This is a genomic window from Kutzneria sp. NPDC052558 (assembly GCF_044547355.1).
In the GTDB taxonomy this organism is placed as follows: Bacteria; Actinomycetota; Actinomycetes; order Mycobacteriales; family Pseudonocardiaceae; genus Kutzneria.
The window spans coordinates 64199-90302 of record NZ_JBIUAG010000028.1; the positions used below are offsets into that span (position 1 = coordinate 64199).

Genomic DNA, 26104 nt, shown 5'->3' on the forward strand with positions numbered 1-26104 from the left:
TACCCAGCGGCACTGACATTCGTCCTTCAGCCACTCGGGTCGTGATCAACGTGTGTCTACCCCCTGGTGAGGGCGTCGACCAGTTCCTCGGCCGTGTTGGCCGCCTCCAGCAGGGCCCCGACGTGCGCCTTCGTGCCCCGCAGGGGCTCCAGGGTCGGGATCCGGACCAGGGACTCGCGGCCGATGTCGAAGATGACCGAGTCCCAGGACGCGGCGGCCACCGAGGTGGGGTAGCGCTCCAGGCAGCGGCCGCGGAAGTAGGCGCGGGTGTCCTCGGGCGGCGTGGTCACCGCGGCCAGCACCTCCTCCTCGCTGACCAGGCGCTGCATCGAGCCCCGCGTGACCAGCCGGTTGTACAGGCCCTTGTCCAGCCGCACGTCGGAGTACTGGAGGTCGACCAGCTGCAACCGGGGCGAGCCCCAGGCCAGGTTGTCGCGGTTGCGGTAGCCCTCCAGCAGGCGCAGCTTGGCCGGCCAGTCCAGCCGGTCGGCGCACTCCATGGGGTCGCGGCGCAGCGCGTCCAGGATCTCGCCCCAGGTCTTGAGCACGTGCGCGTCGACGCGGTCGCCGCTGCCCTCGGTCTCCAGGAACTGGGCGGCCCGCTCGTGGTAGGCGAACTGCAGGTCCAGGCCGGAGAACTTGCGGCCGCCGGACAGCTCGACGGTGGCCTTGAGGGTGGGGTCGTGGCTGATGGTGTGCACGGCCCGCACCGGGTCGGCCAGCCGCAGGTCGTCGAACCGCTTGCCGGCCTCGATCATGTCCAGCACGATCGAGGTGGTGCCCAGCTTCAGGTACGTGGAGTACTCGGCCAGGTTGGCGTCGCCGATGATGACGTGCAGCCGGCGGTACTTGTCGGCGTCGGCGTGTGGCTCGTCGCGGGTGTTGATGATGCCGCGCTTGAGCGTGGTCTCCAGGCCGACCTCGACCTCGATGTAGTCGGCCCGCTGGGACAGCTGGAAGCCGGCGTGGTCGCCGGTGGCCCCGATGCCGACCCGGCCGGAGCCGACGATCACCTGGCGTGAGGTGAAGAACGGCGTGAGCCCGCCGATCACCGCGGTGAACGGGGTGCTGCGGGACATCAGGTAGTTCTCGTGGGTGCCGTAGCTGGCGCCCTTGCCGTCGACGTTGTTCTTGTAGAGCTGGAGCCTCGGCTGGCCGGGCACGGAGGCGGCCTTCATGGCGGCCTCCTCCATGATCCGCTCGCCTGCCTTGTCCCAGATCACCGCGTCACGGGCGTTGGTGACCTCGGGCGCGGAGTACTCCGGGTGCGCGTGGTCGACGTAGAGGCGGGCGCCGTTGGTCAGGATGACGTTGGCCGCGCCGAGGTCCTCCACGTCGGGGTCGGACGGCGGCACGCCGGGCGCCCCGAGGTCGAAGCCGCGGGCGTCGCGCAGCGGCGACTCCACCTCGTAGTCCCAGCGCGCCCGGCGGGCGCGCGGGATCTCCGCCGCCGCCGCGTAGGCCAGGACTATCTGGGTCGAGGTCAACACCGGGTTGGCCGTCGGGTCGCCGGGTACGGTGATGGCGTACTCGACTTCGGTGCCCATGATCCGCCGCATGTCAGCAGCCTACGACCTTCCACCGACATGCGAGCACGGTGACCGGGTTCACGATCCGGCCAGTCCGGCCGCCGGCACCACCCGGGAGGCCGTCCGAGCAGGCATTACGGCGGCCAGCACGGCCAGCGCCACCACCACGAGTCCCCCGATTGCCAGCTGGCCCCACGGCAGGCTCGGCCAAGTGTGCACGCCCATGCCGGCAATCAGCAGCTCCGCGTACACCGCGCCGAGGACCGTGCCGCCGATCAGGCCGCTCAGCGCGAGCAGCACCGCCTCGGCCAGGATGCCGGCGGTGACCTCCATCCGGGTGACACCGAGGGCTCGTCGCAGCGCGACCTCCTTGCGGCGTTCCTGCACGGAGATGCTCATGGCGGTGCCGATGCCGGTGACCGCGACGGCGACGCTCAGGCCGAGCAGCACCATCAGCATGACGGCGGCGAGGTCGAGGTTGCGCTGGGTGTCCTCGTTGTTCTGCGCGGCGGTGTCCACGGTGACGGTCGGGGCGTCGGGCAGCGCGGCGAGCACGGCGCTGCGGTAGGCGGCCTGGTCGGAGCCGGGTTTGACGTCGACGAACACTGCGCTGACCGGCGCCAGCCCCGGATCGCCGACCAGCAGGTCCGAGTAGCCGATGTCGGCCTGCGGCGTGGTGCCGACGATGGTCACGGTGCGTGGCCCCCCGGTCAGGCCGCCCACGGTGACCTGCTGGCCGATCTTGAGCTTGTTGTCCTCCAGCCGCCACGAGTCGACCAGGGCGGTGTCCGGCCCGAGCTTGGGCGCTGCCGGCTGGTGCAGGGCCGTCAGGTAGGCGTCGAGCTTGGCCGGGTCGACGCCGGAGACCCGCATCCTGGTCCCGTTGACGGTGACGCCGTTGCCGGCCCCGCTGACCGGCAGCAGCTGCTGGACCTCGGGCTGCTGGGCCGCCTTGAGCACGTCCGGGCCGAGCGGCCGGTGGCCGGTGTCGCTGATCTGGGCGTCCGGGGTGAGCGGGTCGGGGCGGGACAGGGTGAGGTCATGGGCGGTGCCGATGAGCACGACCGCGCCGGCGACGATGGCGCTGGCCAGCACCAACGGTATGGCCACCGAGGCGGCCCGCTGCGGCACCCGGCCCAGTTCCACGCCGGCGAGCCGGACGTGCGGGCCGAACACCTTGCCGGCGACCCAGCCGATGCCACGGCCCAGGAACGGCACCACACGTGGCCCGAACGAGCCGAAGACGCCGGCGACCGCGGCGATCCCGGAGAACAGGGCGAAGAACGGGGAGCCGACGCTCCGCTGGGTGGCGAGTGCGCCGAGAGCGAACACCACGGCGGCACCCACGAACAGCCAGCCGCGCACGGTGCGGGCCCGCACCGTGCGGCGTTCCGGCGTCGCCTCGCCGGCCAGCCGCAGCGCCGCCAGCGGCGACACCCGGGCGGCGGCCAGCGACGGCCGCACGGCGGCGAACGCACTGAGCGCCGCCGCCACGAGGATGCCGGTGATGAGGTAGCCGATGGATGGCAGCACCGCCGGTTGCAGCTGGGTCGCGCCGATCATCGTCGACACGCCCGTGACGTCCAATATCCAGGCCAGCAGCCGGGCCACGCCCCCGGACAGCAACGCTCCGACCGCGCCGGCCATGGCCCCGGTGATCAGGGCCTCGATGAGGTTGGCCCACACGATCGGCGACCGCTCCGCGCCGACGCAGCGCAGCAGGGCCGTCTGCCGCTGTCGTTGCAGGTAGACGGCGCGGAAGGTGGCGCCGGCGACGAACATCGAGGTCGCCAGGGCCAGGATGCTGAACAGGAGCAGCAGCACCCGGACGGTGTTGTCGCCGCCCTGGATGGTCCGCTCGCCGTCGCCGGTGCGGACGCTGAAGCCGGTGCCCAGCTGCTGGGTGATATTGGCGCGGGCGGTGATGTCGCTGGTCCCGGGGGTCAGCAGCAGGTCCAGTTCACTGGTGTCGAACGTCGGGTCCAGCTTGGTCGCCAGGTCCTTGCCCACGACCAGGAACGGCATGTCGGCCTTGCCGCCCAGTTGCAGCACGCCGCTCACCGTGACCTGCACCGGACGTCCGCCCGCGTCGGCCAGGGTGATGTGCGTGCCCGGCGCCAGATGCCGTTGGTACGCCGTGACCTTGTCGATGGCCACCTCGCCGTCGGCCGCCGGTGTGCGGCCGGCCTGGAGGGCGAAGCGGTTCAGTGACGGGTCGCCCGAGTCGATCGCCGCCGACACCCGATAGGGCAGCGCCCGGCCGTCCACGCCGAGCACGTCCACGCCGACCTGCTGCACCGGCACGACCTTGGCCACGCCCGGGACGCCGGCCAACTGCTTGGCCACCTGGTCGAGGTCGGCCGGATTGCCGTCGCGGGACGGGTTCGGCGACACGACCACGCCCACCGACTGCGGCACCCGCTCCGCGCCCGCCTTCACCGCGTCGCTCATGGCGTCGCCGAGCATCATCGACGCGATCAGGCAGGCGACGCCGACCAGCAGCGCCAGCCCCGGCAGCAGGGTCCGGCCGGGATGGCCGCGCAGTTCCGACAGGGCGAGCCGGGTCACCATCACTGGATTCACGCTCGCAGACGCTAGGGATCGGCTGGATCACCGGTCGTCATCCTCCCGTCGCTCCCCGCCATCCCCCTTCGGTATGACCCCTCGGCGCTTGGAAGGGGGCCTTCCTCCACTCGGAGTGGAGGAAGGCCCCCTTCCAAGCGTCACGGGGGCCAGCGGGCCAGCGTGTCGAAGTCGTCGTCGCGGAGGCCTAGGCGGGGGTCGACCCAGTGCAGCAGGGCCGGCCCGGGGTGGTGGGCGGCGACAAACGCCCGGTCGGCCGGCCCCAGCTCGTCGTCGACCCAGGCGAACGGCCGCCCGTCGGCCCAGTCCACGATGTGCCGGGTCTTCCAGTGGATGCCGGCGGGATCGACCTCGTGCTCCCGCGGCCAGTCCAGCCACGGCAGCTCGGGCAGGTGCAGCGGCGGCCCGATCCACTCGTTGGCCTCGTCCTTCCAGGTCGTGGCCCACACGAGGTCGTAGGGCAGCGACAGCAGCCGGGCCCCGTGGTCGACGTTCAGCCACACCCGCAGCGGCCGCACGAAGGCGGCGGGCCGGTGCGGGTTGGCGGCGATCCACGATCTGGGTTTGGTCCGGTACGTGCTGTAACCGGCGGGTCGCCGGTGGGCCTTGGCCATGTACGGGTTCAGCGGCCCGTCCACGTCCAGCAGCAACACCGGCCGGCTGGCGCCCACTCCGACGACCCTAGGCATCCAGTCAGCGGATGCCTAGGGCCGAGCGTGGGTCACGCCTCGACCGGCTCCTCGCTGTCGTAGTCCAGGTAGGCGGCGATCAGGTTGAGCAGCAGGTCGGTGTCCACCGGCTTGGTGACGTAGTCGTTGGCCCCCGACGCGAGGCTCTTCTCCCGGTCCCCCTTCATGGCCTTGGCGGTCACGGCGATCACCGGCAGGTCGGCGTGGGCGGACATGTCCCGGATCGCGGCCATGGTGGCGTTGCCGTCGAGCTCCGGCATCATGATGTCCATCAGCACCAGGGCGATGTCGTCGTACTGCTCCAGCGCCCGGATGCCGGCCACGCCGTTGTCGGCGAACACCACGTGCAGGCCGTGCAGCTCCAGCACGGTGCTCAGGGCGAAGACGTTGCGCAGGTCGTCGTCGACGATGAGCACCTTCTCGCCGTGGAAGCGCGGCGCCGAGGAGCTGAGCGCGACCACGGCCGGCAGCGGCTCCTCGACCAGCACGGACTCCTCCAGCTCGTCGACCTCGGGCAGTTCGGGGGCGGCGGCCAGCAGGGCCGGCGGCGGCGTGACCGGCAGGCACAGCACGAAGGCGCTGCCCTGGCCGGGGGTGCTGCGCACCTGGAGCTCGCCGCCAAGCAGGTGGGTGAGCTCCCGGCTGATGGACAGGCCCAGGCCGGTGCCGCCGTACTTGCGGCTGGTGGTGCCGTCGGCCTGCTGGAACGCCTCGAAGATGACGCCGAGCTTGTCGGCGGGGATGCCGATGCCGGTGTCCTCGACCGAGAACGCGATCCGGGCCGGCGCGCCGCGCAGGGTGGCCCGGCGGACCTGCCCGGGCTCGACCTGCCGGATGGTCAGCCGGATGTTGCCCTCCTGGGTGAACTTCACCGCGTTGGACAGCAGGTTGCGCAGGATCTGCTGCAACCGCTGCACGTCGGTGTGCACCTCGTCGGGCACGTCGGCGTCGACCACGACCGAGAAGTCCAGGCCCTTCTGCCCGATCAGCGGCCGGCACAGCTTCTCCACGTAGTCCACGAGGTCGACCACCGACACCGTGGTCTGCTCCAGCTGGAGATGCCCGGCCTCGACCTTGGCCAGGTCGAGGATGTCGTTGATCAGCTGAAGCAGGTCGCTGCCGGCGGCGTGGATGGTGCGGGCGAACTCGACCTGCTTGTCGGAGAGGTTGCCCTCCAGGTTGTCGGCCATCAGCTTGGCCAGGATGAGCAGGCTGTTGAGCGGCGTGCGCAGCTCGTGGGACATGTTGGCCATGAACTCGGACTTGTAGCGCGAGGCCAGCGCCAGCTGCTGGGCCCGCTCCTCCAGCTCCTGCCGGCCCTGCTCGATCTCGGTGTTCTTGAGTTCGATGTCGCTGTTCTGCCGGGCCAGCAGCGCCGCCTTCTCGGCCAGCTCGGCGTTGGACCGCTGCAACTCCTCCTGCTGGGCCTGCAACTGCTCGGACCGGGCCCGCAGCTCCTGGGCCAGCCGCTGGGACTCGGCCAGCAGCGCGTCGGTGCGGGAGCTGGCCTGGATGGTGTTGACGGTGACGCCGATGGTCTCCCGCAGCTGCTCCAGCAGGTCGCGGTGGACCTCGGTGAAGCGGCCGACCGAGGCCAGCTCGATCACGCCCAGCACCTTGCCCTCGAACTGCACCGGCAGCACGATCACGTCCGACGGCGGCGCGTCGCCCAGGCCCGAGGTGATCTTGAGGTAGCCGGGCGGGGCGGCCGACATGCGGATGGTCTTCTTCTCCACGGCCGCCTGTCCGACCAGCGACTCGCCGAACCGGAACCGCGGGCCGCCCTCGTCGCCGCGCACGCCGTAGCCGGCGGCCATGGCCAGCTCCTCCTGGTCGATCAGGAAGAACAGCCCCTGCTGCGCGGAAACCAGCGGCGCCAGCTCGCTCATCATCAGCGACGCCAGCTCGACCACGTCACGCTGGCCCTGCATGAGGCCGGACAGCCGGGCCAGGTTGGTCTTGAGCCAGTCCTGTTCCCGGTTGGCGGTGGTGGTCTCCATCAGGTTGCCGATCATCCGGTTGATGTTGTCCTTCAGATCGGCCATCTCGCCGCGCGCCTGCACGGTGATCTGCCGGGTCAGGTCGCCCGCGGTCACCGCGGTGGCGACCGCGGCGATGGCCCGCACCTGCGTGGTCAGGTTGCCGGCCAGCTCGTTCACGCTCTCGGTGAGCCGCTTCCACGCGCCGGTCACGCCGACGACCTCGGCCTGGCCGCCGAGCTGGCCCTCGGTGCCGACCTCGCGGGCGACCCGGGTCACCTCGTCGGCGAAGCCGGACAGCTGGTCCACCATGGTGTTGACGGTGTTCTTCAGCTCCAGGATCTCGCCCCGGGCGTCGACGTCGATCTTCTTCGACAGGTCGCCGCGGGCCACCGCGGTGGTGACCTGGGCGATGTTGCGGACCTGGGACGTCAGGTTGTCGGCCATGAAGTTGACGTTGTCGGTCAGGTCCTTCCACGTGCCGGCCACGCCGGGCACCCGGGCCTGACCGCCGAGCATTCCTTCCGTGCCGACCTCTCGGGCGACCCGGGTCACCTCGTCGGCGAACGCGCGCAGCGTGTCCACCATGCCGTTGATCGTCGCGGCCAGCGCCGCGACCTCGCCGGCCGCCTCGACCACGATCTTCTTCGACAGGTCGCCGTCGGCCACCGCCGTGGCCACCCGGGCGATGGAGCGCACCTGGCCGGTCAGGTTGTGGGCCATGACGTTGACGTTGTCGGTCAGGTCCTTCCACGTGCCGGCCACGCCGCGCACGGTCGCCTGGCCGCCGAGCTTGCCCTCGGTGCCGACCTCGCGGGCGACCCGGGTCACCTCGTCGGCGAACGCCGAGAGCTGGTCGACCATCGTGTTGATGGTGTTCTTCAGCTCCAGGATCTCGCCGCGCGCGTCGACGGTGATCTTCTGCGACAGGTCGCCCTTGGCCACCGCCGTGGTCACCTGGGCGATCGACCGCACCTGCGAAGTCAGGTTGCCGGCCATGAAGTTCACCGAGTCGGTGAGGTCGCGCCAGGTGCCGGCGACGCCGGGAACCGTTGCCTGGCCGCCCAATCGGCCTTCGCCGCCGACCTCGCGGGCGACCAGGGTGACCTCCGCCGCGAACGAGGAAAGCTGGTCCACCATGGTGTTCACGGTGTTCTTCAGCTCCAGGATCTCGCCCCGGGCGTCCACATTGATCTTCTGCGACAGGTCGCCGCGGGCCACCGCCGTGGTCACCTGGGCGATGGCCCGAACCTGCGAAGTCAGGTTGGCGGCCATGAAGTTCACGTTCGCCGTGAGGTCGCGCCAGATGCCCGCGACGCCGGGAACCGTTGCCTGGCCGCCGAGAATGCCCTCGGTGCCGACCTCCCTCGCCATCCGGGTGACCTCGTCGGCCAGCGCGGAAAGCTGGTCCACCATGGTGTTCACGGTGTTCTTGAGGCCGAGCATCTCCCCGGAGACCTCGACCGTGATCTTCCGGCTCAGATCGCCGTCGGCCACCGCCGTGGTCACCTGCGCGATGTCTCGAACCTGGGCGGTGAGGTTGCCCGCCATCAGGTTCACGTTGTCGGTCAGATCCCTCCAGATGCCGGCGACTCCGGGCACGACGGCCTGGCCACCGAGCTTGCCCTCGGTGCCCACTTCACGGGCTACCCGCGTCACCTGCTCGGCAAACACCGAAAGTTGTTCGAGCAGTCCGTTGACCGTGCCGCACAGCTGCGCCGCCTCGCCGCGCAGCGGTTGGCCGTTGCGGTGCGAGGCCATTCGCGGCGACAGGTCGCCCTCGGCCACCGCGGCCAGCACCCGGCTCAGCTCGGTGGTGGGGTGCAACAGGTCCTCGAGCACCAGGTTCACCGACTGCCGGGCCACCGCCCAACCGCCGGTGAACGCCTCGGTGGACAGCCGTTCGCCCACGCCGCCGCGCAGCGAGGACAGCTCGCCGACCAGGTCCTGGTTGCGTTCCACGATCTCGTTGAACACCTCGGCGACGCGCGCCGCGGTGCCGTCGCCGCGCGGGGTCAGCCGTCGCCGGAAATTGCCGTCCCGCACATCGCGCATGGCGCTGAGCAGGCGGTCTAGGAACGCGTCTTCGCCGGTGGACTGCCTGGTCCCGACCGGCAGCGAGGTTGCGTCCATGTCGGCCTCCCTCGAATCGGCTGCCATCGAATAGCGTGTCGGTGACAGTTAGCCTGCCACGACACGAGTGATGGTGAGCAGTCGAGTGTGCCGGGCTAGTCTGGAACCTCATCCGGCCGGGAGTCTGGAGGTGCCGCGGTGGTCGACCGACGCTCCGCACCTGGGATTTCCGACTCGACCAGAGTGAGCGCGACCGGAACGGAGTTGAGCGGAATACCGCTGAGCAGGCAGGAAACCGTCGGCGCCGCCGTGTGGCAGGCGCTGTTGGACGCCGCCGACCGGGCGGTCGTGGTGCAGGACGGGCGGGGCGTGGCGCGGGTGGTGAGCCGGCGCGCCGCCGAGCTGTTCCCCGAGCTGCGGCCCGGCGGCCACCTCACCGGTGTGGCCGGATTCACCGGTTCGGAGCAGGGCCCGGTCGAGACCACCTGCCAGGGCCTGCCGTGGACGTGGTCACCCACCCGTTTGGACGCCGACCATGTGGCATGGCATGGTGATCCGACCGAGCCGGAGCAGCCGTGGTGCGAGAAGTGCGCGCAGGCGCGGTTTCTGGCCAACAGCAGCCGTCTGCTGGGCAGTTCGCTGCGCCGTGAGGAGACTTTGCGCAGCATCGTCCAGCTGGCCGTGCCGACGCTGGCCGACTGCTGTGCCGTGGTGCTGCCCTCGCGGCGGGGCCGGGTCGAGTGGTGGCGGTACACCCGCGGCGGCGACACCGAGCACGGCCGGGTCGGCCAGCACATGCTCCGGTCGGTGACCGAACTAGCCGAGGCTTTCTCGGGTTCGGCCACGAAGCCGTTGTCCGGGCGGCCGGTCCCCGGCGCGCGGCTGGAGTGGTTGACGGGGGCCGACTCCGCCGTTCCCGACGCGGTGACCGTGGTGCCGCTGCGGCACGAGGGCCTGGACGCCGGCGTGTTGGTGTTGGCCGGCAACGATTCCCGCGGTTCCGATGCCCATGGGGATCAGCTCGACGTCGTGCGCGACTACGCCGGCCGGGCGGCGGCCGCGCTGAGCTCCGCCCATTCGTACAGCGAGCAGGCCCGGGCCACCGAGGTGCTGGAGGCCAGCCTGCTGCCGGCCGAGCTGCCCGAGGCGCCCGGCGTGGCCTGGGCCGCCTGCTACCGGCCGGCGCAGAGCAGCATCCGCGTCGGCGGCGATTTCTACGACGTGTACCAGGAATCCGACGGCCGGGCCCTGTTCCTGCTCGGCGACGTCTGCGGCAACGGCGTCGAGGCCGCCACCCTGGCCGGCCGCATCCGGCACACCGTGGAGGCGCTGCGGCTGGTGGAGACCGAGCCGACCAAGCTGCTGCACCTGTTGAACCGGGCCATACTCACCAGCGCCGACAACCGCTTCGCCACCCTTGTCGTCGGGGCCATGGAACGCCTCGACTCCGGGGCCGTGCGCATCCGCCTGGCCTCCGGCGGCCATCCCCCGCCGCTGGTGCTGCGGGCCTCCGGCGCCGTCGAGGAGATCGCCGTGCCCGGCACCCTCGTCGGCGTGCTGCCCGATCCCCACTTCGGCGAGGCCACCGTCACCCTCTCCGCCGGCGACGTCTGCCTGCTCTACAGCGACGGCGTCACCGAGGCCCGCGGCGGCGACGGCGAGCAGTTCGGCGGCCACCGCCTCACCGAGGCCCTCGGCTCCGGCGCCGGCCTGCTGGCCGACGACCTCACCCGCCACGTCGAGCAGCGCCTCGACACCTGGCTCGACGGCCGCGACCACGACGACGTGGCCCTCCTCGCCCTCCAAGCCGTCTGAACCCCCGGGTTCAGCTGGTGCGGCGGCGGCGGATGCCTAGGTAGAGGACACCGGCGAGAACGGCCAGCAGGGCGACGACGGCCAGGGCGGTGGACAGGGAGAAGCCTTCGGCGGACTGGCCGGAGGCGAGGACGTGCTGGGCCTCGGCGGGCGGCACGGGGGCAGTGGTGAGCGAGGGCCTCACGGCGTTGGGGTCGGCTTCGACGAGTTGGCCGACGGGCTGGGCGCCGGTGGCCTTGAGGGCGAAGCCGTAGTCCATCATCGGCTCCGACTGGGAGTACATCTGGGTCACGGGGCTCATGGTGCCGCGCATGCCCACGAAAACCAGGCGGGTGCCGTTGCGTTGGGCGGCGTTGATGTACGTGTGCAGGGCATCGTCGGTGTAGCCGGTCTTGCCGCCGATGTCGCCGGGGTAGTTGTACAGCAACGGATTGTCGTTGGCGACGATGAAGCCGGGCTTGTCGCCCCAACCGGGGAACTGCAATTGCTCGGTGGCCACGGCGTCGGCGAAATGCTTGTCCTGCATGGCAATGCGGAACAGCACGGCCAGGTCGTACGCGGAGGAGACCATGCCGGGACCGTCGAGCCCGGCGGGGCTGGCGGTGCGGGTGTCGAGGGCGCCGACGCTCTTGGCGAAGGCGTTCATCTTGGCCACGGTCTGGTCGACGCCGCCGAGCTGCATGGCCAGCGCGTGCGCGCAGTCGTTGCCGGAGTGCATGAGCAGGGCGTGGAAGATCTGGTCGTTGGTGTACTTGCCGTCGGGCCCGAGGCCGACCCGGGTGCCGTCCTGGTTGGCGTCCTCCCAGGTGCCGGTGACGACGGTGTCCATCTTCAGCTCACGCATGGCCACCAGCGCCAGCAGCACCTTGATCAGCGACGCCGGGCGCTGCCGGGCGTGCGGGTCCTGCGCGGCCAGCACCTTGCCGGTGTCGAGGTCGGCCAGCACCCACGACTCGAACTGGTTGGCCGGCGGATGCCCGGCCCCGGTCGGGATCACCGGCCCGCACTCGGCCATCCGCGCCCCGCCGATGGGGGTGGCCGGCACGGGCAGCGGGGCCGGCGGCTGCTGGCCCGGAGCCGGATTTTCGGACGAGTCGACGGGCGGCGGGGGCGCGTCGCGGAAGGTGCAGCCGGCCGGGTCGGCGGCCGCGACCGGGGCGCCTACCGTGCAGATGAGCACGAACAGGGCAACCAGCAAGCGCAGCAGTCGTCGAGGCACACAGCAGGGTAGCCGGAAATCTGGTCGGCTCGGTGTCAAGAACGCTCGTACGTGCGCCGCCAGCCGACGCGCGGCGGGCCCTCGGCGCGCACGCGCAGAAGCACGGTCGGATCGTTGACGCGGGGAACCGTGGACTCCTCGACGTCGGTCACGGCCACGGTGGCCGGATCGGCTCCGGCGTGCACGGCCGCGGCCCGCGCCTGCTCCTTCACCCGATGGCGGATGTCGTCGCCGTGTGGACTGGTGGCGCTGAACATCCGCACCGCCTCGCCGCCGACCGGAGCGACGGCGACGCCGACCGCCGCGGCGGCGTCGGCCCGCGGCGGGCAGCACACCAGCGTGGTGCCGGGCAGCGGCCCGGGCAGGGTGTCCACGAGTTTCTCCGCGCCCGGCCCGATCACCAGCAGCGGCAGGTCCCGCGGCGAGCCCTTGGCCCGGTCCACCGCCTCGGCCAGCTGCGGCAGACCGTGCCCGACGCCGCCGATCGGCGGAGTGGTCGGCACGAGGGCGACCGTGCGCAGTCCGGTCCGCACGCCGGCGATCACCGTGGATCCGGCGGCCAGCTGGGCCGAGCCACCGGTCACCGAGCACACGGCGGTCGGGGCGCCGTCGACGTCGGTGAACGCGACCAGCGCCTCCGGCTCGCCGGCCAGCAGCGCCGCGCCCCGGGCGCCGGTCGCCGCGGCGGCGCCGTGCAGCAGCAGCGGGCGGGTCAGCGCGTAGTCGACGGTCATGATCGTGCCGTCGTTGCGGGCCAGGAACGGCTCGGCGTGGTCCAGGCCGCAGTCGACCAGCGAGCGGCGCATCCGGTGCGCCGCTCCCCAGGCCCGGCGGATCAGCGCGGCCTGCAACACGGTGGCGTTCTCCCGCTCCAGCAGCCCGGTGCCGCCCATCTCGTGGGAGAGCAGGATCGGCACGGAGTCGCCGAGCTCGGCCCGCAGCAGCCCGGCGGCGGCCAGCTCGTGACCGGGGGCGACGGTGGCGAACACGCTGCTGACCGCGACGGCGTTGACCCGGCCGGCGATCTTGCGCGCGAACGCCACCAGCCCGGCGGTGTCCAGCGGCTCGAAGTCGCTGCCGTCCAGGCGGGCCCCGCCGGGCACGCAGGTCTCGGCGATCGACACCGTGGCCCGCAGCGAGTCGGGCCAGCCGGCCAGCGGCGGCAGCGAGGTCGTCGCCGCCCCGAGCCGCACCACCGCGACCGGCCCGAGCTGCCCGGGCCAGCGCCGCCAGCTGGGGTCGGAGCCGGGCAGGCCGGCCAGGCCGTCGACCTCGCTGACGCCGACCATCACCTGCTGGACGTGCTCCAGGGTGACGCCGCGCGGCCCGGCCTGGGCCATCAGCTCCTCGATCAGCACCGGCAGCACGACGGTGACGGCCGCGGTCGGCGTCGGCCGCTCGACGGAGGCCAGCACCGAGCCGTCGCTGTCCACCAGGGCGGCGGCGTACCGGTCGCGCTCCATGGAGATGCCGATGCGGCAGCTGCGTTCCGGGTTCACGGCGCGACCACCGGTCGATACGGCAGGTCCAGCCCGAACGCGGCCGGGCCGGCCAGGTCCAGCCCTTCCGGCGTGCGCCACACCGGCGGGCACGGCAGCGCCAGCATCACGATCCGCTGGCCGTAGCGCAGTTCGCCGGCGCCGAGCGCCTCGCCGGTGTAGGTGTCGAAGACGGTGATGATGTCCGGCACGGTGGCGATGGCCCGGCCGTCCTCGACGACGGCGAGATACTCGTCGCCGACCTCGAGCCGCAGTGTGCGGCCGCGGTCGGGGCCGGTGCCCTCGATGGTCGCGGAGGTGTGCCGGCCCGGTTCCGGCAGCGCGGCGGCGACCTTGCCCTCGGCGATCAGCACGCCGTCGAACTCGGCGACGATCGCCCGGGCCGCGTCGGCGACCGAGGCGGCCCGGCCGATCAGGTCACCGATGCGCAGGGCCTTGGCGACGGAGCCCTCGATCACCGCGCCGGCGACCTGGTCCACCGTCATCACGTACTCGCTGCTCACGCCGCGATCACCGAAGCCGACCACCACCGTGCGGGCCATCCGCTCCGCCCACACGCCGCCGGCGTGCACGGCGACCACCCGGTCGTGTTCGTCGGCCAGCACCACCGGCTCCGGGGCGACCCCGGCCAGGTGCATCGACACCAGGGACATGCCGGGGAAGGCCCGCCCCATGCCGTCGGCGTCCAGCATGGGCAGCCCGGCGTGGGCGGCCAGCGCGACCGAGGCGACCCCGTGGAAGCCGCCGATCTCGGTGCACAGCATGGCCACGACCGGCTGGCCGAAGTGCCGCTCCAGATGCCCGCGGAGGGTGGCGGCCTCGCGGCCGGTGCCGATCCGCTCCTCCCCGATCGCCGGCGCGCCGAGGAAGGAGCACGGCATCACCAGGCCGTCGGACGGCAGTTCCGCGATCGCGAGCACCTCGACCGGGCCGCCCCGTTCGACGGCGTGGGCGGCCAGCGGCAGCGCGTGTCGCGCCTGCCCGCCGCCCCCGCCGCCGAGCACGTCGCAGCCCCGCGCGAAGTCGCGCAGGAGTCCCCCGGCCAGGTGCATGCCGCGATGGTAATCACCCGGCGACCCAGCGCCAGCGTCAGGCGGGAAGAACGCAGCGTCTGGCGGGAAGAACGCAGCGTCAGGCGACAAGAACGCAGTGTCAGGCGGCCGATCGGGTGGCGATCGGTCGGCGCCGCAACGAGGTCTCGCTGATCTCCCGCGGCACGTAGTGCGAGTCGCCGGCGTTGAGCACGGTGCCCGGCGCGACCACCTGGTCGATCCGGTCCAGGGTGTCGTCGTCCAGCACGACCTCGGCCCCGGCCAGCAGGTCGTCGAGCTGCTCGCGGGTGCGCGGGCCGATGATCGACGAGGTGACGCCCGGGTGGGCGACGCTGAAGGCCATCGACAGGTGGGTCAGCGAGACGCCGGCGTCCGAGGCGATCTTGGCCAGCTCCTCGACCGCCTCGACCTTGCGCTTGTTGTCGGGCAGCGTCGGGTCGAACATGCCCGGCAGCATCGAGGCCCGGCCGGTGCTCAGGTCGACCTCGCCGCGGTACTTGCCGGCCAGCCAGCCGCCCGACAGCGGGCTCCAGACCAGCGTGCCCATGCCGTAGCGCTGGGTCGTGGGCAGCACCGCCGCCTCGATGCTCCGGTTGAGGATCGAGTACGGCGGCTGCTCGGTGCGCAGCCGCTCGTAGCCGCGCTTCTGCGAGGCCCAGTGCGCCTCGACGATCTGCTCGGCCGGGAAGGTGGAGGAGCCGAATGCCCGGATCTTGCCGGCCCGAACCAGGTCGGTCAGCGCGGACAGGGTCTCCTCGATGTCGGTGTCCGGGTCCGGCCGGTGGATCTGGTAGAGGTCGATGTGGTCGGTGTCCAGCCGCTGGAGGCTGTCCTCGACCGCGCGGGCGATCCAGCGGCGGGAGTTGCCCTGCCGGTTGACGCCCTCGCCCATCTGGCCGTGGAACTTGGTGGCCAGCACGACCTCGTCGCGCCGGCCCTTGATCGCCTTGCCGACGATCCGCTCCGAGTCGCCGGCCGAATAGACGTCGGCGGTGTCCAGGAAGTTGATGCCCGCGTCCAGCGCGGCGTTGATGATGCCGGCCGCGTCGTCGTGGTCGGTGTTGGTCCAGCTGCCGAAGTTCATGGCGCCGAAGCAGTACGCACTGACCTTGATGCCAGTGCCGCCCAATACCCGCATCTGCATCGTTTACGTCCCCACTATGGTTTGAGTTGCAACATCAATGTAGCAACTTTGACGAGATGTGCAACCACGATGTCGCGAACTACCATGAGGCGGTGACCCGACCGCTCCGTGCCGACTCCGAACGGACGATGCGCGCCATCCTCGACGCCGCCGACCGGGTGCTGGCGCGCGATCCGGCGGCCACGCTCCAGCAGATCGCCGACGAGGCCGGCGTCGCCCGCACCACCGTGCACCGGCGCTTCGCCAGCCGGGAGGCGCTGCTGGAGGCTCTCGGGCAGGACATGCTGGAGCAGATGGAAGCGGTCATCGACGACAGCCGGCCGGAGACCGCGCCGCCGCTGGTCGCCCTGCACGAGATGAGCGCCGGCTACATCCGGGTGAAGAGCCGCTGGCGGTTCCACGACCTCGGGCCGACGCCCGCGCACGGGTGCGTGCTCGCGCGGATCACGGCCAAGAACAAGGCGATGTTCCAGCGGCTGGCCGACGCCGGCATCATCGCCCCGGACACCGACCTGGACTGGGCCATCAGGGTCTACTTCGCGCTGCTGCACGAGGCGATCCTGCGACGGGCCGACACCGGCGCCGAGCCCGACGTGCTGGCCGCGCTGGTGACGCGGACTTTGCTCGGGGGCCTGCGGGGAACGTGACCGCCGCCGTACAGTGCACCCAGGTCGGGGGACGATTTCTGGTCTAGGGGGCTTGTGTGCGGATCATCTCCGTTGTCGCCTGCGCGCTGTTAGCGGGCCTGGCGCTCACGCCGGCGACGGCCTCGGCGGCGCCGACATCCGGCGCCGGCAACGGTTTCACCGCCGTGACGCTGGCTCGGGTGCTCGACACCCGCACCTCCGGCGGCGCGGTGCAGTCCGACGGGACACGGGTGCTGGACCTGACCGGCAGCGTGCCGGCGGACGCCACCGCCGTGCTGCTGAACGTGACGGCGACCAACGTCACCGCCAACACCTACGTCACCGTGTGGCCGGACGGCGCGGACCGGCCGGTCACCTCGAACCTGAACCTGGTGCCGGGGCGGGACATCCCCAACGCCGTCACCGTCGAGCTGCGGCCCGGGCAGAAGATCGATCTGTACAACCACTTCGGCTCGGTCGACCTCATCGCCGACATCGAGGGCTACTACTCGCCGTCGGCCACCGTCGGCCTGTCCGCGCAGAGCCCGGCCCGGGTGCTCGACACCCGCAACGGCATCGGCGCCATCGGCAACAACGCGACGTTCACGCTGGACCTGTCGGGCAGCGTGCCGGCCAACGCCACCGCTGTGGTGCTGAACCTGACCGGCACCAACGCCTCCAGCAACACCTTCGTCACCGCCTGGCCGCACGGCGCGACGCGGCCGAACACCTCCAGCCTCAACCTCACGCCCGGCGTCGACACGCCCAACGGCGTCACCGTTCCGCTCAGCGCCGACCGCAAGATCGACCTCTACAACGCGCACGGCACCGTCGACCTCATCGCCGATCTCGCCGGCTACTACGCCCCGACCTCGACCGCTACGTTCAGCACGGTCGCCGCCTCCCGGGCCGTCGACACCCGTTCGTCCTCCCCCGTCGGCTCCGCCGCCCGGGTGGTCGACCTGTCCGGCCTGATCCCGCCCACCGCCACCGCTGTCGTGCTGAACCTGACCGGCACCAACGCCTCCAGCAACACCTTCGTCACCGTCGCACCCCACGGTTCGCCGCAGCCCAACGCCTCCACCCTCAACCTGGTGGCCGGCCAGACCGTGTCCAACTCCGCCACCGTCGCCGTCAGCCCCGACGCCAAGATCGACCTCTACAACGCCCACGGCACTGCGGATGTCATCGTGGACGTCTTCGCCTACTTCGCCCCGCCCTTCACCTGCACCCAGGGCTGCGTCTACGGCTGGGGCTCGGGCTACCTCGGCACCCGCCGCAACGCCACGACTGCCGCGCCGACCCCGACCCCGGTCTTCGGCCTGAGCAACATCACCGCGATCGACAGCATCGGCTCGGGCAACGGCGTGGGCGGCCCCACCTACGCGGTGCGCGCCGACGGCACACTGTGGACCTGGGGCGACGTGCCGGTGCACGTCCTCGGCATCGACCATGTCACGGCAATCACCGCCGACTGGTTCGCCGCATACGCGCTGCGCGACGACGGCACCGTGTGGAAGGTCGGGCCGACCGCGCCGACCCAGGTGCCCGGTCTCTCCGGTGTGACCGCGATCGCCGCGGGCCCGTCGACCGACTACGCGCTCAAGTCCGACGGCACGGTCTGGGCCTGGGGCACGAACTTCCAGGGCGAGCTGGGCATCGGCAACACCTCGGTCGACGTCGCGACGACCCCGGTCCAGGTGCACAACCTGACCCAGGTCAAGGCGATCAGCGGCGGCGAGGCGCTGCGCACCGACGGGACCGTGTGGGTGTGGGGCCCGAACGCCTTGGCGTACAACACCGGCACCCCGACCGCCGGCGACTCCAGCCTGCCGGTGCAGGTGACCGGCCTGACCGGTATCGCCGCCATCTCCGGCTCGCACGCCCTCAAGGCCGACGGCACGGTCTGGTCGTGGGGCTACAACGGCCAGGGCCAACTCGGCAACGGCACCCGCACCTTCGACCTCCAGGCCACCCCCGTGCAGACCACCATCGCCGGGGTCGCCGCGCTCGGCCGGCACCTCGACGGCGCCGTGCTCGCCGACGGCACCGCCCGAACCTGGGGCGACAACCTGTTCGGTCAGCTCGGCACCGGCGCCACCGGAGATGAGGCCGACTCACCCGTCCAGGTCGCCGGCCTCACCGGAGTCACCGCGCTGGCCGGCAACCAGTCCCAGGGCTACGCCCTCACCACGCACTGATCCCCTGCTTGGAAAGGCCCGATACTGGCGCTGGCGCGGTGAACGGACCTCTCCAAGCATTGAACGCAGTGAAGGGGCCTTCCTGGCGTCCAGCGCCAGGAAGGCCCCTTCCACGCATCTCAGCCCTGGGTGATGTACTGCTCCAACTGGGCCTGCTCCTCGCGGAGCTTGTCGATCTGGCGCTTGACCACGTCGCCGATGCTGACGATGCCGGCCAGCCGGCCGTTGTCGAGCACGGGCACGTGCCGGATGCGGCGTTCGGTCATGACCACCGAGAGGCTTTCGACGGTGTCGTCGGGTGTGCAGGTGGCCACGACGGTGGTCATGATCTCCGACACCGGCCGGTCCAGCAGCTCGGCGCCGCGCTCGGCCAGCTTGCGCACGACGTCGCGTTCGGACGCGATGCCGACCACGCCTTCCGGTGTCAGCACCACCACCGCGCCGATGTTGTGTTTGGCCAGCTCGGCGACGAGTTCGGTGATCGTGGTCCATGGTGGCACGGTGGCCACGCTCGACCCTTTGCTCCGCAGGACGTCCGCGATACGCATCGTGCTCGCCTCCGATCGGCGCAGGGGCAGCCTGAAAGGTCCAGGCTAGTGGCACGGGTCACAAATCGCGCGGGGCCGCTAGCCATGTTTCGATCAAGTGAGCGCCGATCGAGTCCCGGAACCGCGGCAGGTGATGGGCCCTGACCTGCTCCGGAGTCAGCCAGACGGCCTCGGTCAGCTCATCCCCGTCGACATCGATGACATCGGACAGCGCCCACGCCCGGAACGCCACCATCAGCCCAGCCGGGAACGGCCACGGCTGCGAGCCGACGTAGCGCACCTCGCCGACGGCCACGCCGGCCTCCTCGGCGACCTCCCGTCGCACGGCGTCCTCCAGGCTCTCCCCGAGTTCGACGAAGCCGGCCAGCGTGGAGAACCGGCCCGACCGGGCGTGCCGGCCGAACAGCGCCCGGCCCTCGTGCTCGACCAGCACGATCACCGCCGGCTCGATCCGCGGGAACAGCTCCCGCCCGCAGCCCAGGCAGTCCCGCACGGTGCCGCCGTGCCGCGGCCGGGTGGCGCCGCCGCACGTGCCGCAGAACCGCTGGTTGCGGTTCCAGTGCAGCAAGGCCTTGGCGTACACCAAGGTGGCCGATTCCTGGGCGCTGACGTCATCGAAAAGCGACCGCACGTCCACAGTGGACTCCGGCTCCTCGGCCAGCTCCACCGCGAACACGCCCTCGCCCTCGGCCACGCCCAGCAGCACCTCGTCGCCGACCGGTTCGCTGTCCGGGGCGTAGCGGTCCTGCCAGAACGGCAGCACCCGCGCGCCCGGCCGGGCCCGCAGCCCGGCGATCCAGTCCGGATCGGAGCGACGGTCACCGGCACGGTCGAGCCGTAGCCCGCTGTAAGGGATCACCCGTGCGATCGTATGGTCAAGGGCATGCAGTTGCGGACGAAAGTGCGGACCATCGCGGAAATGCTGATCAACCGGCGCGGCCAGGTCTGCTTCCTCGACGTTCTGCTCCAGCTCGGCTGGGTGCACCAGCGCAACGTCGACCGGTGGCAGCGCGGGGAGCTCGACCCGCTGGCCACGGCCGTCTCCGTGGACGACGACAAGCTGCTGGAGGCGGTGGAGGCCTTTCGGCTGTGGGGCGGCCAGCGGTTCATGTCGAAGACCGATCCGCACCGGTCGGCCACCCGCGACCGCCGCGCGCTGCGCTTCACCGCCGACCGCGACACCCGGTGGGTCCACCTCAGCTTCACCAAGATCGGTCTCGACCGGACCAAGCTCGACACCAAGGTGCCGGACCTGGTCGTGGTCGAGGCGCGCGACGAGTTCGAGTGCGAGGAATGCGGCCAGGCCGACGAATGGCTGATGGTGGACGCCGGCTCGGCGATCTGCATGAGCTGCGCCGACCTGGACCACCTGGTGTTCCTCAAGGCCGGCAACGCGACGCTGAGCCGGCGGGCCCGCAAGGAAAGCAGTCTCACCGCGATCGCCGTGCGACCGGATCCGGGTCGCGGCGGCCGGAGCTGGCGGCTGGGCATGCTGGTCGAGCCGGACGCGCTGGAGCGGGCCGAGCAGCAGTGCTTCGACGACGAGGAGCTGCGGGCCCGCCGCCGGATCAAGGACGCCGCCCACCGAGAACTGTGGGACGAGAACTTCACGCGGCAGTTCACGACCGAGATCCGCCTGCTGTTCCCCAAGATCCCGGCCGAGCGGGCCGAGGCCATCGCCCGGCACACGGCCGTGCGGGGCAGCGGCCGGGTCGGTCGGTCGGCCGCCGGCCGGTCCCTGGACGAGCGGGCGGTGCGGCACGCGGTCGTCGCTTCCGTACGCCACGAGGACACCGACTACGACGCCCTGCTGATGAAGGGCGTGCCGCGCCAGGAGGCCCGGGACCAGATCTGGCGGCGCATCGACGAGGTGCTCACAAGCTGGTCATGAACGCCCTGGTGACCTCGTCGGCCGGGAAGAACGACTCGATGACCAGCTCGGCCACGGTCACGTCCAGCGGTGTGCCGAAGGTGGCGATGGTGCTGAAGAACGACAGCTCCACGTCGCAGCGCCGGATCCGCAGCGGCACGATCAGGTTGTTGGGGCCGGGCATCAGCTCGATGTCCGGCTCCTCGTCGGCGCACGGGTACGCCGAGAGTTCCCGGTACAGCTGCGCCAACTCCGGGTCGGCCACCGCCTCCACCTGCCGCCGCAGCTGGCTGAGCAGATGCGCCCGCCACTCCCCGAGGTTGACGATGTTCGGCGCCATGCCGTCCGGGTGCAGCGCCAGCCGCAGCACGTTCGTGCCCGGGCCGACCAGGTGCTCGGCCGCGCCCGTAGTGAGGAACGACGCGCTTGCGTTGGCGTCCAACAGGTTCCAGTAGCGGTCGACCACCACCGCCGGGTACGGGTCGTGCCCGGTCAGGATCTGGCGCACCGCGTGCCGCACCTGGGTCATCTCCGGCGACTCCAGCGAAGTCCTGGTGTAGACCGGGGCGTAGCCGGCGGCCACCAGCAGCGTGTTCCGCTCCCGCAGCGGCACGTCCAGGCGGTCGGCCAGGTGCAGCACCATGTCCCGGCTCGGCGCCGAGCGTCCGGTCTCCAGGAAACTCAGGTGCCGCGTCGACACCTCGGCCTGGTTGGACAGCTCCAGCTGGCTCAGCCGGCGATGCTCCCGCCACTGCCGCAGCAGCTCGCCGACCGGCCGCTGCCTGATCTCCGCCGTGGTCATGCCCCCGACGCTACCCACGCCGCGACGGCCACTCCATTACCTCGCACGTAAGGGTCACGCGCTCCCCCAGCTCGGACAGCCACGCCTCGCCTTCGACGAGACGCCTGAGCTGCGGGCCGGGATCGGTCACCGCGGTGAAGCCGCGCGCCCGGTACCAGGGCTCGTTCCAGGGGATGTGCCGGAAGGTGGTGAGCGTGACCGCCCTGCCGGCGGCCCGTGCGAACACGGCCGACAGCAGGGCGGTCCCCAGGCCTTGCCGCCCGTGATCCGGGTGCACGGCCAGTTGGTGCAGGTGCAGGCCGTCGTCGACCTCGCCCACGTAGGCGAACCCGACCGGCGGCCGGCCGACGACCAGCACGTCGTTCGGGTCCGTTCCGTGCGCGACGCTCGGGCTGGGCGGGAACACGATCCCGTAGGCCCCGAACATCTGGTCGGCCGCGTCCTCGACGGCCTCGATGCCGGCCAGTTCGCCGGCATCGGCCACCCGCACCTCGGTCATCAACCCTCCACTTGGGACTCCACGAGGTCGGCCGCCCGCCGAACCCCACCGCTGGCCGCGATCTCCTCACGGATCTTGGCCAGGTTGGCGGCGATCTCGGCGTCCGTGCTGACGTGGCGCAGCGCGGCCCGCAGCCGGTCGACCGTGACCTCGTCACGGGGAATGCTCTGTCCCAGGCCGAGTTCCTCGATCCGGGGACCGGTGACCAGTTGGTCGACGGCCTGCGGCACGGCGATCATCGGCACCCCCTGGGCCAGCGCCTCCATGACGCCGCCCATGCCGGCGTGGGTGATGAAGGCGTCGGCCCGGGTGAGGATCGACGCCTGCGGAACCCAGCGGCTCACGGTGACGTTGTCCGGGACCGGCCCGAGATCGGCCGGGTCGACGAACTTCCCGATCGCCAGCTCCACGTGCCAGCCGTTGTCCGCGAACGCCGTCAGGCAGTCCCGGTAGAAGTCCGGCCGGTCGGTGTAGGAGGAGCCGAGGGAGATCAGCAGCACCGGCCGCTCGTCCGGCGCCTCCCACGGCCGCGGGCGGCCCATCGGCCCGACGAAGGCGTAGTTGTCGGGGATGGGCCCCAGGTCGAACTGGAACGAGCGCGGCATCGTCACCAGGCACGGCCGCGGCGTGAGAATCTCCTTCGGAATCCCGTACTCCGCAACGAACATCGGGAAGTGCTCGGGGTCGACGCCGGGCAGCATGATGTAGCTGGGCGACAGCTGCACCACCGGAATGCCCCACCGGTCGGCCAGCACCGGCCCGGGGAAGGCGCCGATGTCACAGACGATCACGTCCGGCCGGTCGGTGTCGTAGAGCGCCTCGATCTGCGGCATGGCCGCGTGGTGCTCGGCGACGAACATCCGCGTGCCGGCGTCGCCGTCCTCGGGCATGCGCTCCGGGAAGGACGTGGTGTAGAGCCCGGGGGTCGCGCCAGCCTCGGCGACCAGGTCGGCGAACTGCTCGGTGGTCGCGTAGCTGACCCGGTGGCCACGGTCGACCAGCTCGGTCACCAGGGGCAGCCCAGAGTTGGTGTGGCCGTGCTCGGGCACGGCCATGAACAGGATGTGCATGGCAGAACTCCTGATGAGTCAAACGAGTGGGTACGCGAAGACCACTCGGGACTCAGAGGTACAGGGGCAGGTGTGCGAAGCACATGCTCGGGACGCTAGCAGTGACAGGAGTGCTGTCGCGAGCAGTTTTCACAACCCCGGTGTGCTCAGGACACCCAGTCCGGCAGCGGCTCCCGCGCCGCCAGCCAGTCCGCCGGCACCGCCGCGACCAGCGACACGATGCCGCCGACGATGGCGCCCGTGGTGTCGACGTCGCCGCCGACCTCGACACACGTCAACACGGCCTGCCGGTAGTCGTCCAGGTGGGTGGCCGCCGCCCACAGCGCGAACGGCACCGTGTCCTGGGCCAGCACCCGCGAGCCGTTGCCGAGCTCGAAGGCGACCTCGGCGGCGGACCGGCCCAGCAGCTCGCGGGCCCGCTCCACCCGGCGGCGGACCTCGCTGTCCGGCAACCGATCCAGCACGAAGCCGAACAGCCCGTCGGCGTCCGGCGGCTCGGTCGCCAGCCGGCGGTTGCCGGTGTAGGCGGCGGCCAGCGCGACCGCGACCCCGCCGGCGACACCCTCCGGATGCAGGTGCGTCACCTGGCAGGCCCGTGTGGCCTGGTCGACGACCCGCTCCGGGTCGTCGGCGAAGAACGCGCCGAGCGGCGCGATCCGCATCGCGCCGCCGTTGCCGCACGAACCCGTGCCGCCGAAAGCCGCGCCGGCCGCGGTCTGCCACGGCACCCCGTCGCGGATCCGGTGCAGGATCACCACCGCGCCGGGGCCGTAGCCCCGGTACGGCTCGCACCGGTCCGCGAACCGACGGGCCAGCTCGTCCTGGTCGATCTCGCCGCGATCCCGCAGTTCGGTGACCACCGTGCAGGCCATCTCGGTGTCGTCCGTCCATTCCCAGCGCCCCGCCGGTATGCGCGGCAGGGCGTTGCCGGGAACGAAGTACTGCGCGCCGAGGGCGTCCCCGACCGACAGGCCGGCCAGGGCGTCACGGGCGAGGTCGAGCCGCGTCATCCCCCGCTGCGACGGTTGGAGTACTGGCGCTGGTGGCCGGTGCTCGCCGTCTTGATGTGCGGGTTGTACGCCACTCCGTTGGTCTTGGCGACGCCCTTGCCCTTGTTCCGGCGCTCGGCGCGGTTGGGGCGGACGGCGGCCTCGTCGCCGGCGGCCTCGGTGAGACCCGCTTCGGCGGCCTGGTCGGCCGGGTTCTGGTCGGCATTCTGCTCGGGCATGGCTGTCCTCCTGAGGGTTCGTCACGTACCTGGGGATGAAGTCGCACGAAGGCGCGCTCAGAGGATCATGCCGACGACGGTACCAGCCACAACCGCTCCCGGCACCTGCTTTTTATCCGGCCAGGAACTCCTCGAAGGTGCGCGTGCCGACCGCGTGGTCCGGGGCCAGGTGGTGGCCCTCCCGGTAGCCGCGGGCGATCGCCCCCGGGACCGGCACCGACAGCAGCGGCCGCCGCTTGCCCGTCAGCATCAGATACGTGCTGGCCAGCTGGCGGACGTCCAGCACCTGCGGCCCGCCCATGTCGGCCACCCGGCCCGCCGGCGACCCCAGCGCCAGCCCCGCCAGCCGGTCGGCCACGTCCCCGGTGTCGATCGGCTGGAACCGGAACTCGCTGGGCAGCGGCATCACCGGCAGCCGGGCCGCCAGGCCCAGGATCTGCGCCACCAGCTCGTGGAACTGGGTCGTGCGCAGGATCGTCCACGGCAGGCCCGACTCGGCGATCTCCCGCTCGGCCCGCAGCTTCGCCTTGTAGTACGGCATCGGCACCCGCTCGATGCCCACGATCGAGATGTACACCAGGTGCGGGCCACCGGCGCGCTTCGCCGCCTCGATCAGGTTCCGCGTCGCCTCGACATCCCCGCGCCCGTTCGTCGTCGCGCAGTGCACGATCGCCCTCGCCCCAGCGACGGCCTGGTCGATGTTCGTGCCCTTCCGCAGATCCACCGACACGGTGGTGTTGCGCCGGCTGATCGACTGCACCTCACAGCCCCGCTCCGCCAGCCGCTCCACCACCACCTGCCCCAGCCGCCCGGTCCCACCGGTGACCGCGATCCTGGCCCTCATACCCCACTCCTCACCCAGCCGGACTCGTTCACCAGCACCGCCCCATCCACCAGGATCCCGCTGGCGCCGTCCCTACCGACAGCGGCCCTGCCCGATCCATCAGCAGCACCACGACCACCCCCGACATCCCGCGGGCTGCGGCCGCATGCGGTGTCAGGGCGCGGTTTCGGACTGGAGCAGCCGGACAAACAGGTCGACCCGGGCGGCGTGGTTGCCGTCGGAGAGGCGGCCGGCGCGGGTGAGGGTGGCCAGGCCGTGCAGCGCGGCCCAGGCGACCTCGGTGAAGGCGCCGATCTCGGCGGGGTCCTCGACCAGGGCCTCGAAGGTGGCGACGAGCTGGCCGAACCCCTCGCGCAGCGGGGCGGGCGAGTCTGGTTGCGCGAAGCGCAGGCCGCTGTCGAGGGTGAACATGGCGTCGTAGAGGGCGGGGTTGGCCTCGGCGAAGCCCAGGTAGGCGTCGGCGACGGCGCGGAGCAGGCCGTACCGCTCGACCTCCTTGCGCCGGGCGACGGCCAAGGCCTCGGCCAGCTCCACGAAGCCCTGCTCGGCCACGGCGGCCACGATGGCGTCCTTGTTGGCGAAGTGGCTGTACAGCACCGGCTGGCTGTACTCGATCCGCTCCGACAACCGTCGCGTGGTCACCGCGTCCCAGCCCTCGGCCTCGGCCAGCTCCCGGGCCGTCCGGACGATCAGTTCCTGTCGCTTCGCGCGGTCCCGCTCGCGCCGCTGCTGCACGGTCACGCTCGGAATTCTAGCACCGCTAGCTTTTCGAGCACGGCCCTGCTAGCGTCGACACGAAAGCTAGCAGCGCTAGATTCCCGAGAGGTGGCAGCA

General features: G+C 71.6%; 21 protein-coding genes. 4 read left to right on the forward strand and 17 right to left on the reverse strand.

The window, feature by feature from the left end; all coding sequences use genetic code 11:
- Window positions 1-56: 56 nt before the first annotated feature.
- The 4 genes from dop to ACIG5F_RS37175 all read right to left on the reverse strand — a co-directional run bounded on the left by dop (window position 57) and on the right by ACIG5F_RS37175 (window position 8913).
- Complete coding sequence (gene dop, locus ACIG5F_RS37160) at window positions 57-1559, reverse strand: depupylase/deamidase Dop (RefSeq protein ID WP_396524692.1); 1503 nt, start codon at window positions 1557-1559, stop codon at window positions 57-59.
- A gap of 48 nt (window positions 1560-1607) precedes the next feature.
- Window positions 1608-4112 carry an FtsX-like permease family protein gene (locus ACIG5F_RS37165; protein ID WP_396524693.1) on the reverse strand — a complete coding sequence of 835 codons (2505 nt, stop codon included), beginning with the start codon at window positions 4110-4112 and terminating at the stop codon, window positions 1608-1610.
- 140 nt (window positions 4113-4252) lie between these two features.
- Entirely contained in the window at window positions 4253-4801 is a 549-nt protein-coding gene (locus tag ACIG5F_RS37170) for a hypothetical protein (RefSeq protein WP_396524694.1), read from the reverse strand.
- 32 nt (window positions 4802-4833) lie between these two features.
- Window positions 4834-8913, reverse strand: a complete 4080-nt coding sequence (locus ACIG5F_RS37175) for a HAMP domain-containing protein (RefSeq protein WP_396524695.1) — start codon at window positions 8911-8913, stop codon at window positions 4834-4836.
- A gap of 183 nt (window positions 8914-9096) precedes the next feature.
- Here ACIG5F_RS37175 and ACIG5F_RS37180 point away from each other — a divergent pair, with 183 nt between their 5' ends.
- Window positions 9097-10668, forward strand: coding sequence for a PP2C family protein-serine/threonine phosphatase (locus ACIG5F_RS37180; protein WP_396524696.1), 1572 nt, complete (start codon window positions 9097-9099; stop codon window positions 10666-10668).
- Window positions 10669-10678: 10 nt separating this feature from the next.
- Here the strand turns inward: ACIG5F_RS37180 and ACIG5F_RS37185 are convergent, their stop codons facing one another.
- The 4 genes from ACIG5F_RS37185 to ACIG5F_RS37200 form a co-directional block, all read right to left on the reverse strand.
- Entirely contained in the window at window positions 10679-11887 is a 1209-nt protein-coding gene (locus ACIG5F_RS37185; RefSeq protein WP_396524697.1) for a D-alanyl-D-alanine carboxypeptidase family protein, read from the reverse strand.
- Between the two features lie 35 nt (window positions 11888-11922).
- Window positions 11923-13386, reverse strand: a complete 1464-nt coding sequence (locus ACIG5F_RS37190) for a hypothetical protein (protein ID WP_396524698.1) — start codon at window positions 13384-13386, stop codon at window positions 11923-11925.
- Window positions 13383-14438, reverse strand: coding sequence for a DUF917 domain-containing protein (locus tag ACIG5F_RS37195; RefSeq protein ID WP_396524699.1), 1056 nt, complete (start codon window positions 14436-14438; stop codon window positions 13383-13385). The genes ACIG5F_RS37190 and ACIG5F_RS37195 overlap by 4 nt, the downstream gene beginning before the upstream one ends.
- A 100-nt stretch (window positions 14439-14538) precedes the next feature.
- Entirely contained in the window at window positions 14539-15582 is a 1044-nt protein-coding gene (locus ACIG5F_RS37200) for an aldo/keto reductase (RefSeq protein WP_396524700.1), read from the reverse strand.
- Window positions 15583-15674: 92 nt separating this feature from the next.
- On the opposite strand from ACIG5F_RS37200, the gene ACIG5F_RS37205 reads away from it, so the two are divergent.
- Window positions 15675-16229 carry a TetR/AcrR family transcriptional regulator gene (locus ACIG5F_RS37205; RefSeq protein ID WP_396524701.1) on the forward strand — a complete coding sequence of 185 codons (555 nt, stop codon included), beginning with the start codon at window positions 15675-15677 and terminating at the stop codon, window positions 16227-16229.
- A 56-nt stretch (window positions 16230-16285) separates the two neighbouring features.
- Entirely contained in the window at window positions 16286-18409 is a 2124-nt protein-coding gene (locus tag ACIG5F_RS37210) for a hypothetical protein (protein ID WP_396524702.1), read from the forward strand.
- Between the two features lie 119 nt (window positions 18410-18528).
- Here the strand turns inward: ACIG5F_RS37210 and ACIG5F_RS37215 are convergent, their stop codons facing one another.
- Window positions 18529-18957, reverse strand: coding sequence for a CBS domain-containing protein (locus tag ACIG5F_RS37215; protein WP_396524703.1), 429 nt, complete (start codon window positions 18955-18957; stop codon window positions 18529-18531).
- 58 nt (window positions 18958-19015) lie between these two features.
- On the reverse strand, window positions 19016-19816 hold the full coding sequence (nudC, locus tag ACIG5F_RS37220; protein ID WP_396524704.1) for an NAD(+) diphosphatase: 801 nt from the start codon (window positions 19814-19816) through the stop codon (window positions 19016-19018).
- 24 nt (window positions 19817-19840) lie between these two features.
- Here nudC and ACIG5F_RS37225 point away from each other — a divergent pair, with 24 nt between their 5' ends.
- Window positions 19841-20848 (forward strand): DUF2293 domain-containing protein, encoded by a 1008-nt coding sequence (locus tag ACIG5F_RS37225; protein ID WP_396524705.1) that lies wholly within the window; start codon window positions 19841-19843, stop codon window positions 20846-20848.
- Here the strand turns inward: ACIG5F_RS37225 and ACIG5F_RS37230 are convergent.
- The 7 genes from ACIG5F_RS37230 to ACIG5F_RS37260 form a co-directional block, all read right to left on the reverse strand.
- The gene (locus ACIG5F_RS37230; protein WP_396524706.1) at window positions 20832-21629 is read right to left on the reverse strand and encodes a helix-turn-helix domain-containing protein; all 798 of its coding nucleotides are present in this window, start codon (window positions 21627-21629) and stop codon (window positions 20832-20834) included. The genes ACIG5F_RS37225 and ACIG5F_RS37230 overlap by 17 nt on opposite strands.
- Window positions 21630-21639: 10 nt before the next feature.
- Window positions 21640-22128 (reverse strand): GNAT family N-acetyltransferase, encoded by a 489-nt coding sequence (locus ACIG5F_RS37235; RefSeq protein ID WP_396524707.1) that lies wholly within the window; start codon window positions 22126-22128, stop codon window positions 21640-21642.
- On the reverse strand, window positions 22128-23198 hold the full coding sequence (locus ACIG5F_RS37240; RefSeq protein ID WP_396524708.1) for a nucleotide disphospho-sugar-binding domain-containing protein: 1071 nt from the start codon (window positions 23196-23198) through the stop codon (window positions 22128-22130). The genes ACIG5F_RS37235 and ACIG5F_RS37240 overlap by 1 nt, the downstream gene beginning before the upstream one ends.
- A gap of 146 nt (window positions 23199-23344) precedes the next feature.
- Entirely contained in the window at window positions 23345-24208 is an 864-nt protein-coding gene (locus ACIG5F_RS37245) for an ADP-ribosylglycohydrolase family protein (RefSeq protein WP_396524709.1), read from the reverse strand.
- Entirely contained in the window at window positions 24205-24426 is a 222-nt protein-coding gene (locus ACIG5F_RS37250) for a hypothetical protein (RefSeq protein WP_396524710.1), read from the reverse strand. The genes ACIG5F_RS37245 and ACIG5F_RS37250 overlap by 4 nt, the downstream gene beginning before the upstream one ends.
- 112 nt (window positions 24427-24538) lie before the next feature.
- Window positions 24539-25270 carry an SDR family oxidoreductase gene (locus ACIG5F_RS37255; protein WP_396524711.1) on the reverse strand — a complete coding sequence of 244 codons (732 nt, stop codon included), beginning with the start codon at window positions 25268-25270 and terminating at the stop codon, window positions 24539-24541.
- Window positions 25271-25423: 153 nt separating this feature from the next.
- The gene (locus ACIG5F_RS37260) at window positions 25424-26011 is read right to left on the reverse strand and encodes a TetR/AcrR family transcriptional regulator (protein WP_396524712.1); all 588 of its coding nucleotides are present in this window, start codon (window positions 26009-26011) and stop codon (window positions 25424-25426) included.
- Window positions 26012-26104: the final 93 nt, after the last annotated feature.